18 protein-coding genes are annotated in these 14,630 nt (G+C 71.1%); 3 read left to right on the top strand and 15 right to left on the bottom strand.

Features of this window, described 5'->3' with window-relative positions; all coding sequences use genetic code 11:
* Position 1 precedes the first annotated feature (1 nt).
* The 7 genes from LQ222_RS00300 to LQ222_RS00270 form a co-directional block, all read right to left on the bottom strand.
* Entirely contained in the window at positions 2 to 2,023 is a 2,022-nt protein-coding gene (locus tag LQ222_RS00300; protein WP_230163760.1) for a phage tail protein, read from the bottom strand.
* A complete protein-coding gene (locus LQ222_RS00295; protein ID WP_230163759.1) occupies positions 2,023 to 2,376 on the bottom strand; it encodes a DUF6950 family protein in 354 nt (117 codons plus the stop codon). The genes LQ222_RS00300 and LQ222_RS00295 overlap by 1 nt, the downstream gene beginning before the upstream one ends.
* Positions 2,373 to 2,939 (bottom strand): hypothetical protein, encoded by a 567-nt coding sequence (locus LQ222_RS00290; protein WP_230163758.1) that lies wholly within the window; start codon positions 2,937 to 2,939, stop codon positions 2,373 to 2,375. Before LQ222_RS00290 ends, LQ222_RS00295 begins: the two co-directional genes overlap by 4 nt.
* Before the next feature lie 2 nt (positions 2,940 to 2,941).
* Positions 2,942 to 3,628 (bottom strand): hypothetical protein, encoded by a 687-nt coding sequence (locus LQ222_RS00285; protein ID WP_230163757.1) that lies wholly within the window; start codon positions 3,626 to 3,628, stop codon positions 2,942 to 2,944.
* Between the two features lie 3 nt (positions 3,629 to 3,631).
* Entirely contained in the window at positions 3,632 to 5,788 is a 2,157-nt protein-coding gene (locus LQ222_RS00280; protein WP_230163756.1) for a tape measure protein, read from the bottom strand.
* Positions 5,789 to 5,817: 29 nt separating this feature from the next.
* On the bottom strand, positions 5,818 to 6,018 hold the full coding sequence (locus LQ222_RS00275; protein ID WP_230163755.1) for a hypothetical protein: 201 nt from the start codon (positions 6,016 to 6,018) through the stop codon (positions 5,818 to 5,820).
* 116 nt (positions 6,019 to 6,134) lie between these two features.
* The gene (locus LQ222_RS00270) at positions 6,135 to 6,512 is read right to left on the bottom strand and encodes a hypothetical protein (protein ID WP_230163754.1); all 378 of its coding nucleotides are present in this window, start codon (positions 6,510 to 6,512) and stop codon (positions 6,135 to 6,137) included.
* 359 nt (positions 6,513 to 6,871) lie between these two features.
* On the opposite strand from LQ222_RS00270, the gene LQ222_RS00265 reads away from it, so the two are divergent.
* Positions 6,872 to 7,891: a DUF3800 domain-containing protein gene (locus LQ222_RS00265; RefSeq protein ID WP_230163752.1), complete on the top strand. Its 1,020-nt coding sequence runs from the start codon at positions 6,872 to 6,874 to the stop codon at positions 7,889 to 7,891.
* A 41-nt stretch (positions 7,892 to 7,932) separates the two neighbouring features.
* Here LQ222_RS00265 and LQ222_RS00260 read toward each other — a convergent pair whose 3' ends face one another.
* From LQ222_RS00260 to LQ222_RS00230, 7 genes are read right to left on the bottom strand one after another with little or no spacing between them, the layout of a single operon-like run.
* Positions 7,933 to 8,886, bottom strand: coding sequence for a phage tail tube protein (locus LQ222_RS00260; RefSeq protein WP_230163751.1), 954 nt, complete (start codon positions 8,884 to 8,886; stop codon positions 7,933 to 7,935).
* Positions 8,887 to 8,907: 21 nt separating this feature from the next.
* Positions 8,908 to 9,354 (bottom strand): hypothetical protein, encoded by a 447-nt coding sequence (locus tag LQ222_RS00255; protein WP_168034004.1) that lies wholly within the window; start codon positions 9,352 to 9,354, stop codon positions 8,908 to 8,910.
* Positions 9,351 to 10,076, bottom strand: coding sequence for a DUF6441 family protein (locus tag LQ222_RS00250; protein WP_168034005.1), 726 nt, complete (start codon positions 10,074 to 10,076; stop codon positions 9,351 to 9,353). The genes LQ222_RS00255 and LQ222_RS00250 overlap by 4 nt, the downstream gene beginning before the upstream one ends.
* 3 nt (positions 10,077 to 10,079) lie before the next feature.
* Complete coding sequence (locus tag LQ222_RS00245) at positions 10,080 to 10,379, bottom strand: hypothetical protein (protein ID WP_168034006.1); 300 nt, start codon at positions 10,377 to 10,379, stop codon at positions 10,080 to 10,082.
* Positions 10,380 to 10,389: 10 nt separating this feature from the next.
* Positions 10,390 to 10,698: a hypothetical protein gene (locus LQ222_RS00240; RefSeq protein ID WP_168034007.1), complete on the bottom strand. Its 309-nt coding sequence runs from the start codon at positions 10,696 to 10,698 to the stop codon at positions 10,390 to 10,392.
* Positions 10,695 to 11,333 carry a structural protein gene (locus LQ222_RS00235; RefSeq protein WP_209318682.1) on the bottom strand — a complete coding sequence of 213 codons (639 nt, stop codon included), beginning with the start codon at positions 11,331 to 11,333 and terminating at the stop codon, positions 10,695 to 10,697. The genes LQ222_RS00240 and LQ222_RS00235 overlap by 4 nt, the downstream gene beginning before the upstream one ends.
* Positions 11,330 to 11,677 (bottom strand): DUF2190 family protein, encoded by a 348-nt coding sequence (locus LQ222_RS00230; RefSeq protein ID WP_168034008.1) that lies wholly within the window; start codon positions 11,675 to 11,677, stop codon positions 11,330 to 11,332. Before LQ222_RS00230 ends, LQ222_RS00235 begins: the two co-directional genes overlap by 4 nt.
* 92 nt (positions 11,678 to 11,769) lie before the next feature.
* On the opposite strand from LQ222_RS00230, the gene LQ222_RS00225 reads away from it, so the two are divergent.
* Together LQ222_RS00225 and LQ222_RS00220 are read left to right on the top strand one after the other, a co-directional pair.
* Positions 11,770 to 12,015 carry an antitoxin MazE family protein gene (locus tag LQ222_RS00225; RefSeq protein ID WP_230163748.1) on the top strand — a complete coding sequence of 82 codons (246 nt, stop codon included), beginning with the start codon at positions 11,770 to 11,772 and terminating at the stop codon, positions 12,013 to 12,015.
* On the top strand, positions 12,002 to 12,334 hold the full coding sequence (locus LQ222_RS00220; RefSeq protein ID WP_230163747.1) for a type II toxin-antitoxin system PemK/MazF family toxin: 333 nt from the start codon (positions 12,002 to 12,004) through the stop codon (positions 12,332 to 12,334). Before LQ222_RS00225 ends, LQ222_RS00220 begins: the two co-directional genes overlap by 14 nt.
* Positions 12,335 to 12,559: 225 nt before the next feature.
* On the opposite strand, the gene LQ222_RS00215 is transcribed toward LQ222_RS00220, so the two are convergent.
* A complete protein-coding gene (locus tag LQ222_RS00215; RefSeq protein WP_230163746.1) occupies positions 12,560 to 14,620 on the bottom strand; it encodes a prohead protease/major capsid protein fusion protein in 2,061 nt (686 codons plus the stop codon).
* Positions 14,621 to 14,630: the final 10 nt, after the last annotated feature.

Genomic DNA, 14,630 nt, shown 5'->3' with positions numbered 1-14,630 from the left:
ATCAGAGGGCGGTGGCGGTGACCGGGCCGGCGAAGGCCGAGACGTTGCCCTCGGCCGAGACGCTGCGCAGCCAGTACCAGCGGACCTGGCCGGTGGTCAGGCCGGTGCGGTCCCAGGGGAGTACGGTCGGCTCGGGGGCCAGCTTGGTGGCGGCGGCGAGGCTGGCACTGCTGGCCTCGAAGACCTGCAGCCGCACCGCATCCGCGGGAAAGCCGCCCGACAGCCGCACGCCGCTGGCGATGCCGGTTGCGGCCAGGCCGGAGGCGGCGGCCGGCACCAGCGCCTCCCGCCAGCCCGAAACGGCGCCGCTGCGCGCCTGCGCCCGTACGCGAAAGGCGGTCGGCTCCGCGGTGGGGATTGCGACGGCGGTGGCGCCGAAGCCGCCCGCATAGCCTTGCCAGACCGCGACGGAGATGGGGCGGAACTCGATCTCGTAGCCGGCCAGATAGGCCGAGCCCACCGCCGACCAGGAGACGGCGATCGCGGTGAAACTCACCCCCAGCGGCGTCTCCACCACGATCGCGGCGGGCGCCGCGATGACGCCAGGGTTCGGCAGCACCACGGACGGGTTCTGCCCCGTCGCCCGCTCGTCGACTGCCGGGTTCCAGGCCCAGACGGCGGGATCCTCCTCGGCCAGTTGCAGGTTCACCCCGCCATCCGGCGCCAGCGCCCAGCCCGTCACCCGCGCCGGAAAGGGCGTCAGGCGCTCCAACGCCACCGTCACCCCATCCCAGGGCCGCAGGCGCAGCGCCGAGAGGTTGGCCTGCATCGCCACCTCGCGCTGGCGCCGGTTGCGCTCCAGTTCGATTTTCATCAGGCGCTGGACGGTGGCCGCCGAGGTGGTGAGCGGGAACTCCATGTCGCGGTAGATCGCCTCGCCGCCATCCTCGGTGACGTAGTTGCTGGCCAGCAGCGGCGGCGCATCGGTCGGCTGCCAGGCCGCGGCCGGCTCGACATAGACGGCGCGCACCCCGTTGAAGAGATCCCGCCTCGGGCGCGAGCCGACGATGGTGACGTCGCCGCGCAGATCATCGGAGGTGAGTGTCGCCGCCGGCAGCGCCGGCGCGCCGGCATGGATGTAGAAGCGCCCGCCCGAGACCACCAAGGCGCCCGCCATGGCGGCGACCAGCTTTCTGGTGATAGCGATCTTGCCCTCGCCGAGGGTGACGGCGCCGTTGACCGTGTAGCGGCGCTCGGCGGTGCCATCGCGGCGGCCCATGATCTCGTCGCAGATGTTGGCCGCGGCCATCAGCGCCGGCAGGTCGATATCCGCCCAGGCCGCGCGCCACCCGAAGGACGAGGTCAGGTACCAGGCCAGGCACAGCGCGGGGTTGTCGGACCAGCCGGTGGCGCCGCTGCGCGGGTCGAGGATGGTGTCCGCCCCATCCACGATGGCGGAGAGGCTGGGCGCGCCGGAGGGAAAGGCTTCGGGCCGGAGCTTGAGCCGCACGGCGAGATAGGCCCGCCCCTGGCCACGGTGGGCCGCGGTCCATTGGCCACCGGTGTCGGCGACGAGATTGGCGTTCGCGGCCTGGCCGGGATCGCCGAGCGCACGGTCGATGCGCAGCAGGCCGGTGAACTTCGCGTCGGTGGAGGCGGTGCCGTTGAGAAAGACCTCGCCAATGGCGCGCACGCGATGCGCGGCCAGCACCACGACGACGTGCAGGAAGCCGTCGGCGCGGCCCTCATCGTCCGTGGCGGAATGCAGAAACACCACGGGACCCGAGGTGCGGCAGCGGCCAAAGACGATCTGGTGCTCGGTGATGGGCTGGCGGAAGGACTGGGTGCGGCCGGCGCCGGGCGTGCGCGGGTCGAAGCCGGAGCCGGGGCCGGTGTCGGTCCCTGGCGTGACGTTGGCGCTGCGGGCGGCGGAGGGCGACTTGGGGCGGAAGACCGCGGCACCCACGGCCGAGACCACCAGGGCGGCGCCGGCGGCCGCCACGGCGCCCAGTACGCCACCACCAATGACGGCCGAGGCGGCGGCCCCTGCGGCGGCAGCGATGAAGGGAATGGCGACGGGCATCAGCCAACCCTCCAGGCGATGGTGCAGGCGGTGATGGGGAGGCGCACCAGCCCCGCGGGACCGACGAAGGCCACGCGGCCGGCATCCAGCACGACGCCGAGGCGATCGGGATCGGCGGCCAGCACGACGTCGCCGGCGCGGGCGAAGGGTACCGGCACGCGCGGGTACCCCGTGGTGTCGGCCATCTCGGCGAGGGTGGGTCGGTGCTGCCACGAGGCCCGGTAGCCCGTGCAGGCCACCACCGCCGCCATGGCGAAGCGCCCGCAGTTCCAGCGCGCCGCGTCGAAGGGCCGATGCTCCGCCGCCGTGACCGCCGCCGCCAGGCGCTCCGGCCAGTCCGGCAGCCGGCTCACTGGTTCGGCAGCCGGATTTCCGCCTCCTGGAGCGCGGGCACGAACTCGAAGAACCGATCGCCGGGGTATTCGGCCTGCTGGTCGGCATCCGTGTACCGCCGCACCTCGGCGCGCTCGAGGTCCACCAGCCGGCTCTCGCAGGCCAGCGCCACGGAGGGCTCCGCGCCGTCCGTCACCTCCATGGTGTCCATCAGCCCGGCCCAGAGCGGAAACGGGTCCGCCACGAAGGCGCCCTGCGCATCGAGCAGCGCGCCCCACAGCGTGACCGGGCGCAGCCGATAGCTGCGCTCGGCCAGCGCGATATCCACCACCTCCTGCGGCACGGGCGACAGGGCGAGCGTCAGCCGCACCGCGCGCAGTTCGACCGTCTCCTCGACATCGGAAATGGCGCCGATGCTGCCGGCGCCCTCGAACACCTTCCCGGCCCAGTCGAGCGGCCCGAGCCCGGTCCAGACGCGAAAGGGACCGGTGGCGAAGTCGAGCTCGACCAGCACGACCGGGGTGGCGACCGGCGCGGTGGCGGCGGCCGCGGCCTGGTTGCTGAGGCGCGGGGTGCCGGACATGACTACAGCGCCTCCTCCATGCGAATGGTGACCGCGGCGAAGGGGCCGGGCCGTGTCGGGTTCGCAGCCTCGTCGTCCGAGACCAACCGCATCGGCACGCTGGGCAGCGACAGGATCAGCGGCTCGCCCACCACCACCGCGGCGCGCAGCGGCGGGGCAATGCCAATGGTGGCGGTGCCAGCGCCAGAGGCGGCGACTGCCGCGGTGGCGATGTAGAGCCGCCCGCCCAGCCCAATGTAGTCGCCGGCACCCACCGCCACCGTGCTCGGCCACCAGCCCTGCGTCACGATGGACAGCGCGCCGCGTGGCGCACCCGCCGCCAGTGACGGATTGCCGGAGCCCACCACCAGCCCGGTGCCGTCCGTGAAGATCGTCGCGTCCGAGAAGGAGTACGGCCCGGTCGGCACATCGCCCTGGCTGCGCGGATCGCCGGTGCGGTATTCGCGCCGCCAGTCCCAGATGCGCACCGTGTTGGCGGAGCCGGCGAGTGCGGCCAGCAGCCCGTCCATCACCCCGGCCTGCACGCGCCCCAGCGGCTCGAAGGTTGCCTCAGCCACCCAGCGCGCCCCCTCGCGCCGCAGCACCTGGGTGGCGCGGGTGACGGGCGAGACAAAGCGCAGGGTGTTGTGCTGCAGGTAGAAGCTCAGCCGCGACGGCCGCAGCACGCTGGGCCAGGCGTATTCGGTCATGCCCTATCCCCGCACAATGCTGGTGGCGCTGCCGCCGCGGCGGATGGCGTCGAGCGTGGCCGCACTGGCTTGGCGCACGATCTGCGCCGAGAGCAGCCGCAGGCGCGCCTCGACGCCGGCATCGGCGCCGCGTGCATCGATGGTGATGCTCTGGTTGATCACCGGGCCACCGGGCGCCATGCCGTTGGGCAGCACCGTGCCGCTGCGGTTCGGCACGAACCATTCGGGGCCGCGCTCGCCTACGATGTACGGCTGCCCACCCGCCACCGGCCCGCCCTCGGCGCGGAACAGCCCGCCCAGCGCTGAGCCGACCCCGGAGAAGATCGAGCCGAAGTCAAAGCCGGCCAGGCTGGAGGTCACCGCGGTGCCGAGCGGCTCGGTGATGGTGCGCCGGACCACGATGCGGGCGATGTCCTGCAGGATGCCCTGGAGGACCTTGGAAAAACTCTCGCCCTTGATGATCGCGTCCTCGAAGGCGGAGGAGAAGGTCAGGCCGAGTTCGCGCGCCGTGTTGCTGGTGCGCTCGGTCGCCTGCTGGACGCGTTGCTGGCTGCGCTCCAGCTCCTCCAGCGCGGCATTGGCCTCGCGCGAGACCGTCTCGTCGGGGATCGGCTGGCCGATGCGCTCGGAGCGCTCCACCAGCCGGCCGAGGGTTTCCAGGCGCCTAGTGTAGCGTTCCTGGGCGTTCTCGTTGTTCTGGATCAGCCGCTCGCGCTCGCGGATGATGTCGTTGATCTCGCGCTCGGCCTCGCGGTCGGGGCGCGGGATGGCAGCCACGCGGCGGGTGGTGCCCTCGATGCGGCGCAGCGCCTCGTCGCGTTCCCGCAAGGCGAGCGTTTCCAGCTGGGTGCGGTCGGCGGCGGTGATGCCGCCCGCGGCCTCGGCCTCGCGAAGGCGGCGGACGCGGTCGTCGTACTCGCTGTTGATCCGAAAGCGGTCGTCCAGCGCCTTGCGCAGCTCCTCCGCATCCGCGGCGGTGCGACGACGGCGCGCCTCGGCAGCCTGCCCAGCCGCGGCCTCCTGCTCGGTGCGCTGGTGCTCGCCGGCGGCCTGCTCGCCGCGGGTGATCTCCTCCTGCAGCTCTGTGTACTGCCGGCGTAGTTCCTCCAGGCGCGCGGCGCGGTCGACGCCCGCCTGCTGCTGCGCGGTGCCAACCAGGCCGCCGCGGATCGAACCACGCCGGGGCTGGGAGCGCAGGCTGTCGCGACCGTCGTTCTCGGCCTCGAGACGGGCGATCTGGGCACGCAGCGCCTCGGCCTGGGCGCGGCGGTCGGCCTCCTGCTCGGAGGGCAGCAGCAGGCCGGAGCCGCGGCGTACCCCGTCCAGCACGCGCGCGGCGCCGGACAGCGCGCGGGCCAGGGCGTTGGATAGGCCGATCGCCTGGTCGAGCCGGGCGAGGAACTGGTCGGCCGCGGCGGTGAGCTGCCCAAAGGCGCGGCCCACGGAAAGCGGGGCGCGCTCGAACTCGCCATTCAGCCGCTCGACGGCGCGCAGCAGGGCCGGGAAGACCGTGTCGGCGGTGAGCTTGCCCTCGGAGCCGAGCTTGCGCAGTTCGCCGATGGAAACGCCGAGCTCGCGCGCCAGCGCCTGGGCGAGCGTGGGCAGGCCTTCGAGGATGCTGCGCAGCTCATCGCCCTGCAGAGTGCCGGAGGCCAGCGCCTGGGCGAGCTGCTGGGTGCTGGAGGCGATCTCCTGCTGCGAGGCGCCCGACGCGATGGCGATGCGCTGCAGGCCGCCGACCAGCGTGGCGACCTGGTCGGAGGTGGCGCCGATCTCCCGCGCTGCGATCGAAAAGCGCGCGAAGGCGTCGACGCTCTCGCGCACGGCGACGCCGGTCTGCAGGCTGTCGCGATAGAGGCGATCGTAGATCTCGCCCGCACGCTCGACTGAGCCGAGCGCGGTGTTCAGCCGGCCCATGGATTGGGTGAGCGCGTCGCCGGCCACCACCACAGCGCGCAGCCCGGCGGCGAGGCCGGCGATCTGCACACCACGCACGGCGACGTCGAGCAGGTCCAGCGCGCGGGAGGCACGATCGGCGCCGCCCTGGATGCGCTCCAGCGATCGCTGGCCGGTCTCGCCGACCTCGCGCAGCTCCTGCTTGACCCGGGCGGCGTCGTCCAGCGACAGCCGGACCGAGACGCGGCGCGTGCTATCCGCCATGCGTCACGCCTCCTGCGTTGGTCGGGTGGTCAGGTTCCAGGGGGATCGGTGCGCCGCGCGGCGCTGCCGGCGGCGAGGCCCATGCGCATGGCCAGGAGCAACTCGGCGGCGGCCCAGCCGGAGGCGCCCATCTCGCGGGCGGCGGCGAGCGCGGCCGGGATGTCGAGGTCGAGGCCTGCCATCGTCGCCGTGGCGCAGGTGGTGCCGGCGGCCCAGGCTGCGGCGCCCACGACGCTGGCCGGCGCGTGCGCGGCGTAGGGGCAGGCCAGGCCGCAGTCGCGGTTCAGCGCAGCGCAGCCGCGGCAGTAATCAGGGCCCTGGCCGAAGTGCCATTCGGCCCGGGCCCTCAGCCGTTTCCCTCCAGGGCCACGGCGGCGACGGGGCCGGTGGCGCGGTCCCAGAAGGCTGCGGCCATCTCGTCCATGTCCATGAGACGCTCGACCGCTTCGGGCGAGAGCTGCAGCGGCTTGCCGGCGGCATCGCCCACGCCCTCCCAGGCGGTGACGGCATGGCGGGCCAGGGCTTTCACCAAGAAGGCGAAGGCCAGGCCGCGTGCCATGTCGGGGTCAAGGTCCTCGGACGCGGCCCGCAGCGCGCCGAGGCGACGGGCGGAGCCGGCCTGGGCCGCGGCCATGACGGCGGTGGTGACGGGGCGGATTTCCACGCGGACGCCGCGCGGCAGGTCGAGCCAGTACGGCTCGACCGGGAGGTCAAGGGTGAGCATGGGGTTCTCCGCTTTGGCTGAGTCTGGGGGGATGATCTGAGTCGGCACAGGCCAGGGAAGCGCGCAACACAAGGCACAGCGTCAACACCGAGGCCTGCCCAACACCCCGGCGCGCCCAGATCAAAGGCGCGGCGCCAAACGCGGGGAAATTCCGTTTAGCGTCCCAAGAAGACCTGCCTGGACAGCTCGTCGCTCATGCGAGAAAAGTCGCCCGAATGGCGGGTTTGCATGCTTGACTTTACCGGAAAGCTTCGACCCGGCGGACACTCGCCATCAAGTTGTCGGCCGGCGAGTAAAATGCAGATTTCGACATCCTCATGGTCCAGCTATTAGGCGCTGCCTGAGGGACGGAGCGAGCCTTGCATATATTTATAGACGAAAGCGGCTCCTTCACCGTTCCCAGCGAAGCGAAAAAGCCCGCGGTTTCTGCCGTCGGCGCAGTCCTTCTGCCGAGCCTTCAGACTCCGCAGATTCTGGCTGAGTTCAAGAAACTTTCGAGCGCCTGGGCAAGCGAAAACGGCGAGGTCAAGGGACGGCTACTGGACGAGGCGCAAGTCGATCGTTTCCTTGGTTTCCTCGCTGACTGTGGTGGACTGGTGGAATGCACGGCAATCGACTTGGCTCTCCACCGCGTATCGGAAATTCGCCACCATCAAGAAATCCAAGCGCGGAAGATCACAGCCAACCTGACTTCCGAGCACCATCCCAACGTTTGGGCAGGGGCCCGCGCTTTGGCTTCGAGGCTTCGTCGCCTTAGCGTGCCAGGCTATGTGCAACTCGTCTCATACTCAGCGCTGTTAGAAGCGATTCTTCGCGAGAAGACGATGTACGTCGTGCAGCGACGTCCGGATGATCTGGGTACGCTGGCCTGGACGCTGGACGCGAAAGGCCAGCCGATAACCGAAATGGAAAGCCTCTGGAGCTTTCTGGTCAAACCCTTCCTTCAGTCTTCGTCGCTTCAGAACCCGATGGCGCATCTCGACTGGTGTGACTACTCGGCATTCGACCGTGCATTCCAGAGCGACCGCGAAGGCCTGCCAGATTACCTGGCTGCGCACGCACGCCCTTCGCCGCGCACGCGCAAAAGCGTGCTCGACATCAACCGTCTTCTCGCGGACCTCAATTTCGCCGCCTCGCAGAATGAACCAGGCCTGCAGATGGCCGACATCGCCACGAACGCCATTCGTCGGATGCTGGTGGGCAACTTGCAGGAATCTGGCTGGCGCCGTCTCGCCCGCGTCATGGTTCAACCCGAGCGCGGTAGCGAGGTGGTCCACATGATCGCACTAACCAATCAGCCACGTTCGTGGGCTCGTTCGCCCTATATCTCTCCCCTACGGACAATCCGTGCAGAAGCTTTGCCGATGGTTGCCGGCTAGGAGGCAAGGCTTGCACCCTCGCTATTTCAGCGCCACGAGCGTCACGCGTATTCCGTCCCCGCCTGTTGGTTCCGCAGCACCGCCGTCATCATCCGCGTGGCCGGCGCGTTGAACGCAGCGCGGAAATCAAAGCTGGCCTCAACCCCGGCCGGCCCCTCGATCGGCGTTTTGGCCAGCGCGAGATAGACCTCGTGCAGTGTGATGGTCAGGCTGCGGTTGGCGTCGATGGTGAAGGCCAGGGCGAATTCCGCCGAGGTGCCGGCCTGCGCCTGCGCCAGCAGCGTCGTGTTCTCGAAGCGCACCGTGATCTGGCCGGTGCAGCGGGCGATGCCGGGATCCACGCCCTCCACGCGGCGATCGGCGCGAATGGTGCGCACCGCCTCCATGCCGTTGGCGTAGGTGAGCCGCGCGCCGGTCACCTGCGCCAGCGCCACGCTGCTGCGCGTGATCGATCCCTGGGCCTTGTTGAAGGCGGTATAGGCCGCGCTGGTGGGCGTCCCGCCTGACGTGGCGCCGGTGCGCACCGAGCCCTGGCCGAGCAGCCCGAAGGTGGCCGTCGCGGCACCGGTAGGCGTGAAGTCCATCTCCAGCGTGTCGGCGCGCACGCCTGTGCAGACGTCGAAGCTCGGCACGTCAGGATAGCCGATCTCCATCGCATTGCTGGGCAGCGAGGCCGCGCCCGAGCCGAAGGTGTGGATGAAGTTGATGGTACCGTTGGTGGTCGGCGCACCGAGCAGCAGCCGCAGCCAGTGGCCGATGTTGATCAGGTCGACCGGCACCACCGCCTGGCCGGCGACCGTCACCGTGTCGAGGAAGGGCGCGGCGGGATCCCGGTTGCTGCCGACGCCGATGACGTCGGCATCGAGTAGCGGCTGCTCCGCGCCCAGGTCGCAGGACAGGAACGGCATGCGCCGCCAGTTGCTGCCGGGCGCCGTCCCGTAGACGGTCTCGGGCAGCATGAGCAGGCGGCAATTCGCGCCGATGGCACGAGGCATGGGCTTTCTCCTGGATGGGGATCAGGCCAGCGGCGAGCCGGCAACGGTGAACCAGAGGGTGACGGGGATGGCGGCGGCGCGGGCCGCGGCGGCACCCTCGAACTCGACATCCTCGAAGGCGACGCTGCCGGGCTGCGTCCATTCGACGGCGCCGCCGAGGGTGCGGTTGGCGGTGATGGCCGCGGCGACATCGACCAGCAGCGCGTCGAGCAGGGTGTTGCGGGCGGCGGGAGTGGCGCCGGCGACGGTGATCTCGACCTCAGCACGATGCTCGATCTGCCAGGCGAGCGGGGAAAGGATCGGCGTTTCCTCCACCGTCTCGCCATCTCGGACCAGTACCAGCCCGCCAGCAGGAATGCGCTGCGGGATGGTCTCACCGCGCAGCACCAGCGGTGCCGGATTCCGCACCACCAGCTGAGTGACGAGCCGGCTGTGCAGTGCGGCGATGGCGGTCTCGCGCGCGCTCACGCTGACCTCCCGCTCTCGCGTTCCCAGGCCGCGACAAATCGCCCTGGCAGGCGGCGCAGCCCACGCTCGGCGGCGCCGCGCACATCGAGCCGCTTGGCGAGCTTCACCTGGGGCAGGAGTAGGAACATCGGCACCATTCCCTGCTCCAGCAGCCCGCGCGCCCAGGCCTCGCGGCCTTTGCGATTGGCCGTGCCGACTTCCGTCACGCCGCCGGCCACGAGGCGGGTCCGCCGCCGGCGCCCGGTCTGCTCGCCCTGCCGCAGTGGCAGGCACCACACGAAGCCCCGGCCCGACTTGAACGGCCGCAGGAAGGCCTGGCCCGAGGCGACCATCTGCGCGGGCGTCACCCGCATCCCCTTCTCGCCTCGGCCACGCCGGCCCCTGGCGGCGTTGAAGCCGGTCGGGATGGCGAGGAACTTCCCGCCGCCCTTGGCGCGGATCAGCGCGCCCCGCTCGAAGGCATCGATGACATTCGGCACCTTGGTGAACACCAGCCCCGCCGGCCGCAGCGACTGCCCCGTCCGCGGGAAGATCATCGACCGCCAGGCATTGGCGATGCCCCGCGCATTGCCGGAGAAGGCGATGGTGACCTGCCGGCGTAGCTCGGCCTTCACCTGATCGGTCTCGGCGCGAATGGCAGTCATGGCTGCGCGCTCCCCTGCGCGCACCTCATCGGCCAGCACCTTGCGGAGATCGCCGACGATGCTGGCGCCGAGCCGCATGGATCAGCGCCCGCCGAGTTTGCGGCTGAGGATGCGCAGCAGCAGGTCGTGCAGCGCGGCGTAGCCCAGCGTGCCGGCCAGCCACGCCACAGCGAAGAGCCACCAGCCATCGAGCTCGAAGGCGTGCGCGATGAGCCAGGCGCCCGTGCCGAGGCTGCCGCCCGCCAGCGCGTGCAGCAGATAGGCGCGGGTCAGCAGTGGCCGGTCGGTGGAGGAGAAGCGCGCCATTGCCCCGAGCGCACCCAGGGCGCCGGCGAGCAGCGCCTCGCCGACGATGCCGCCGATGCGCTCCGGGTCGATCATGGCGGTTCTCCTATCGGCGGCAGAAGACGCGCCAGGCGATGCCCGCGGCATCCCGCTCGGCGTGCTGGACGGTCAGGGTGTCGGCGCCGAGGGTGAAGGTGTCGTCCGCCTCGACGCTGGAGAGGACGGCGATGGCCACCGTCAGCACGTCGCCGGCCTGGATCGCGCTGGTGCCGAAGGCATCGCCCAGCCGATCCGGCGACGAGCGGACCACGCGGAGCAGGACCGGCGCACCGGTCCCGCCCGCGCGATAGCTCGCATCCGCTCCGATGTTCGGATCCGCGGCCAGCGCATCCATGGCCGCGACGAAGGCGCTCATGCGGGCCGCCGCAGCCGCCAGGCGAGGACGCCCGCCACGGCCGCGACGATGACCGCGATGGCGACGGCGGGCGCCAGCGTGCCCAGCGCTTGGATGGCCGGCGCCGCCTGTGCCACGGCGGTGGCGATGCCCGCCGCGCCCACGAGGACCGCACCACGCCCGGTGCCGGTGACGGCGGCCACCTCCCGCAATGTCACCGGCGGCGCGGGCGGGACCCCGGCCAGGGTGAGCGCGCGGTCAATCACCGCGGCCGGATAGCTCAGCCCGGCGCACTCATGGTGGATGATGGCCTCGACCAGCGGGCGGAGGTGTTCGTTCCGATGCAGGTCGATGGCATCGTCCGGCGCGACGCCAATGCGTCGCGCCACCACCGCGATATAGGCCGCGGTGTCGTTCTCCACCTTGGGCGCCCAGCGCTCGATGATCGCGCGCGGCGTGCGCAGCTTGTGCCGGTCCTGGTAGGTGACCAGCAGGGCGGCGAGCGCGCGGATGCCGAACTCGTGGCTGGTGAAGCGGCAGAAACGCCCATCCGACGGCGGCTCGGCCAGCCCCTGCCACTTGTTGGCAGGGACGTGCTCGATGTTTCCCGGGTTGCGGTTGCGATAGCCCCGCGTGGCCTTCGGATCGATGCTCATGCGCCGGACGCCGGGACGCGCAGCAGCACGGCGCGGACGGTGGTGTCCGCCGCGAGCGCCGCCACTGTGGCGAGGCCCACCTGGAAGTTGCCGGTGGCCGTGGTGGTGAGGCGCCGGTTGGTGTTGTCCCAGAACAGCCGCGCACCGGCGGTGATGGCGAGCGCCGGCTCCTTGGTGATGTCGAAGACGCCCTTGGTCTGGCATTCGATGACGGCGTTCTGCACGCCGTCGACGGCGGCCACGCCGAAGAGCGCGCCGACCAGGACGCCCTGGCCGGAGGTGACGCCGCCCGCATAGGGGACGGCGAGCGCCAGGCTGTCGCCGGGCTGCACATAGTTGCGCATGGATTGCTCCTGTGGAGGGTGGATTGGTGAGGAAGGACGGCCTTGAAGTCGGCCGCCAAAGACGTTACATGTAACGTCTCATGGAGGTTCCGATGCCCGCTCCTGATGTGCGCAAGCGCGTGGCTGCCCACCGGGCGGAGTTGCGCAAGCGCGGCCTGCGCCCGATCCAGATCTGGGTCCCAGACACCCGCGCCCCCGGCTTTGCCGAGGAGGCGCGCCGGCAATCCCAGCTCGTCGATGCGGATGACGAGTTCGGCGAGGTGATGGGCTTCATCGAGCGCAATTCGGCCTGGCCCGAGGGAGACGACGATATCCCCGAATACGATGCGCCGCGGTGAGGTGGTGGTCGTCGCCGACCGTGCAGGCGGCGACTATGCGGGGAAACCCAGGCCGGCGGTGGTGGTGCAGTCGGACATGTACGACCAAACGCTCAGTCTGGTGGTGTGCCCCCTGACGTCGCGGGAGCGCGATGCCGGATTGCTGCGTGTGGCAGTCGCGCCGAGTGATCGGTTGTCGATCCGTCAGCCGAGCTGGGTGATGGTGGAAAAGCTAACCAGCATCCGCCGCGATCGAGCGACGTCCGTGATCGGGAGGCTCTCAGATGAGGAGATCACCGCGCTGAACAGAAGCTTGGCGGTCTTCCTCGGCTTTGCGTGAGGCGCGACATGGCATTTGAAGTGAGGGTCAGCAGTCGCGCGATGCGGGGCAAGCTCGCTCTGTTCCTGCGGCTCGTTGAGCGCGGGCATCGGGTGGTGATCGCGGATCGCGGGCAGCGACCTGTCCTTCTGATCCCCGCCCGCGAAAATGGCCACATACCGACGCGCGACGCCTTACGGCTGGGCGGGCGCTTTCGCGCACTGCCCGCCCCGCAGCGGCGTGCCCTTAGGTGCCCGGGTTGAACCAGGCGCCGCGCCAGTCGATGGCGCCGACGCCGAAGTCGAAGATCACCGAGACTTCGACACCATCGACGCCCTGCACATTGCCGGTGGTGACCTGCGGCCCCTCGGCGCCGTTGAGGTAGCCGTAGACGTAGACCGGCGCGGCCATCGGGTCGGAGAACAGGTACCAGCGGTTGGCCGGGATCAGCGGCTCGACCAGCGGCTGGACGAAGCCAGCATAGACGTTGGCGTTGCTGGTCTGCGTCGCCTGCACCGAGACGGTGAGCTGGCGCGCCGCGAGCTCCTGGTTCGGCCCGACCAGCAGGCGCATCTGCGCGCCCACCGCGATGGGCAGGCCGTCGAGCGTCCGCTGCCGCATCACGGCGGCACGGCCGAGTGCGAGGTTCGGCAAGTCGAGCAGCGTGCCGGCACCTGCTTTGTTGGCGCGCGCCGCGGCCGTCCCGAAGACCGCGGCATTGCCGGTGATGAGCGTCGGGCCATCGCCGTTGGCACTGTTCACCAGCGCATAGGCCGTCGCGTTCTCGAAATCGGCCACGCGCCGGCCGATCATGCTGGCGAAGTCGGTGAAGGCGCCGAGGTCGTCATTGACCAGCATCTGGCGCGTGACGCGGATGCGCCGGGCGAAGGTCTGCAGGAAAACGAGCTCCTGGCTCTCGGACATGGTGCCGGCCTGGACCTCGCCATTCTCCGACAGCGGCAGCAGCGTCGGGAAGTCGCCGACCCGCAGGTGGCGGTGCGGCTTGAAGTCGCGGAAGTCGCGGCGGAGGAACAGCGTCCGGTAAGTGGGCGCGGCCGGCGCATAGGCGGCCAGCAGCATCTTATTGGCCGCGGCCGAGAGCAGTGCCGGGAAGTCGGAGGTGGTGTGGAAGGCGCGCTCGGCGAGGATGGTCGGGTTGCGCGGGACGTTCCGCTCGCCACGGGCGCGCAGCAGCTCGCCGATCATGTCGGAGGGGCGCCAGCCCAGGAACTCGGTGTGGCGGCCGGTGGCCGGGGCCTGGTAGCCGGGCATGGTGCGGGCGGCGAGTGCCTCGGCCATGGCATCGAGGAGCTGCGACGGGTCCTCGTTGGAGGGACCGGTGTCGGGCCGCGCCGGCAGGGACGGGCGCGCGGCGCCACTGGTGAAGGCCTCCCACAGCCGGCCGCGCAGCACCTCCGGGGAGACACGGTCGCGGATGGCGGCCTCGCGCATGGTGTCGAGCATGTCGGCGGTCACCAGGCCACGGGCGGCGGCGAGCACCGGCTCATAGCCGGCGATGCGCTCGACCGCGGCGCGCTCCGCCTCGGCGCGGATGGCCTCAAGGTCAGGCGTGGGCGGCATGGCGCGGGTCGGCTCGGGCGGCGCGGTGGGCGGCGCGGGCGGCGCCGGCGCGGGATCCGGCGAAGCCGGCGTCGTCTCGGTCATGGGTGGTTCCTCGGGGTTGCTCAGGGCGGGTTCGATGGCGGTGGCGGGGGTGTCCTGGTCCCCCTCGCCACGGACGACTGCGGCCGCGTCCACCGGGACGGGCACGATCGAGATCTCGTAGGGCTCCCAATCCACCGCGCGGTGGATGGTCTGGCCGGTGGCGGCGTCGGGCCGGGGCTCGTAGCGATGCACGCGGTATCCGACGCTCACCGACTGCAATGTGCCGTCGGCGACGCGCTGCCAGACCGGTTCGACGTCATCGGCGCCGCTGAATTGCAGGGTTGCGTAGCCGCGTCCGGCCTCGAGGCGGGCGGCGGTGACGCGGCCGAGCACGTCGCGCGTGCCGGCGCGGCGGTGGGTGTCCAGCACAGGCGCGCGACCGGAGCGGAGCGAGTCCATGCGCACCGCCTCTGGCCGCATGTCGAGCTCCTCGATGATGGGACCGAGCGGGGGCACGAAGTTCCGCGCGCGAGCGCCGGTGGACCACACCACCTCGACGGTGCGCGCGGCACGGTCGACGGTAACGGGCGCGGCCAGGGCGCGGCAGGCGGCGATCGACTGCCCAGCGGTGGGCAGTCGATCGTGCGCAGCGTCTCCGTCCAGTGCGGGGGATTCCCCGCCTGACTCGATCGGCTCGGTCATGAGATGTGCT

Source organism: Roseomonas sp. CECT 9278 (assembly GCF_918698155.1).
Lineage (GTDB): Bacteria > Pseudomonadota > Alphaproteobacteria > Acetobacterales > Acetobacteraceae > Neoroseomonas.
The sequence above is the reverse complement of the archived record's forward strand: the minus strand, read 5'-3'. Positions and strand labels throughout refer to the sequence as shown.

What these genes read in the sequence shown, in the direction of transcription:
- LQ222_RS00240 (WP_168034007.1), bottom strand. Translation starts at nt 10,698, where the DNA reads ATGAGCGCCTTCGTCGCGGCCATGGATGCGCTGGCCGCGGATCCGAAC.
- LQ222_RS00245 (WP_168034006.1), bottom strand. Translation starts at nt 10,379, where the DNA reads ATGATCGACCCGGAGCGCATCGGCGGCATCGTCGGCGAGGCGCTGCTC.
- LQ222_RS00250 (WP_168034005.1), bottom strand. Translation starts at nt 10,076, where the DNA reads ATGCGGCTCGGCGCCAGCATCGTCGGCGATCTCCGCAAGGTGCTGGCC.
- LQ222_RS00235 (WP_209318682.1), bottom strand. Translation starts at nt 11,333, where the DNA reads ATGAGCATCGATCCGAAGGCCACGCGGGGCTATCGCAACCGCAACCCG.
- LQ222_RS00220 (WP_230163747.1), top strand. Translation starts at nt 12,002, where the DNA reads ATGCGCCGCGGTGAGGTGGTGGTCGTCGCCGACCGTGCAGGCGGCGAC.
- LQ222_RS00260 (WP_230163751.1), bottom strand. Translation starts at nt 8,886, where the DNA reads ATGCCTCGTGCCATCGGCGCGAATTGCCGCCTGCTCATGCTGCCCGAG.
- LQ222_RS00280 (WP_230163756.1), bottom strand. Translation starts at nt 5,788, where the DNA reads ATGGCGGATAGCACGCGCCGCGTCTCGGTCCGGCTGTCGCTGGACGAC.
- LQ222_RS00290 (WP_230163758.1), bottom strand. Translation starts at nt 2,939, where the DNA reads ATGTCCGGCACCCCGCGCCTCAGCAACCAGGCCGCGGCCGCCGCCACC.
- LQ222_RS00225 (WP_230163748.1), top strand. Translation starts at nt 11,770, where the DNA reads ATGCCCGCTCCTGATGTGCGCAAGCGCGTGGCTGCCCACCGGGCGGAG.
- LQ222_RS00285 (WP_230163757.1), bottom strand. Translation starts at nt 3,628, where the DNA reads ATGACCGAATACGCCTGGCCCAGCGTGCTGCGGCCGTCGCGGCTGAGC.
- LQ222_RS00230 (WP_168034008.1), bottom strand. Translation starts at nt 11,677, where the DNA reads ATGCGCAACTATGTGCAGCCCGGCGACAGCCTGGCGCTCGCCGTCCCC.
- LQ222_RS00270 (WP_230163754.1), bottom strand. Translation starts at nt 6,512, where the DNA reads ATGCTCACCCTTGACCTCCCGGTCGAGCCGTACTGGCTCGACCTGCCG.
- LQ222_RS00215 (WP_230163746.1), bottom strand. Translation starts at nt 14,620, where the DNA reads ATGACCGAGCCGATCGAGTCAGGCGGGGAATCCCCCGCACTGGACGGA.
- LQ222_RS00300 (WP_230163760.1), bottom strand. Translation starts at nt 2,023, where the DNA reads ATGCCCGTCGCCATTCCCTTCATCGCTGCCGCCGCAGGGGCCGCCGCC.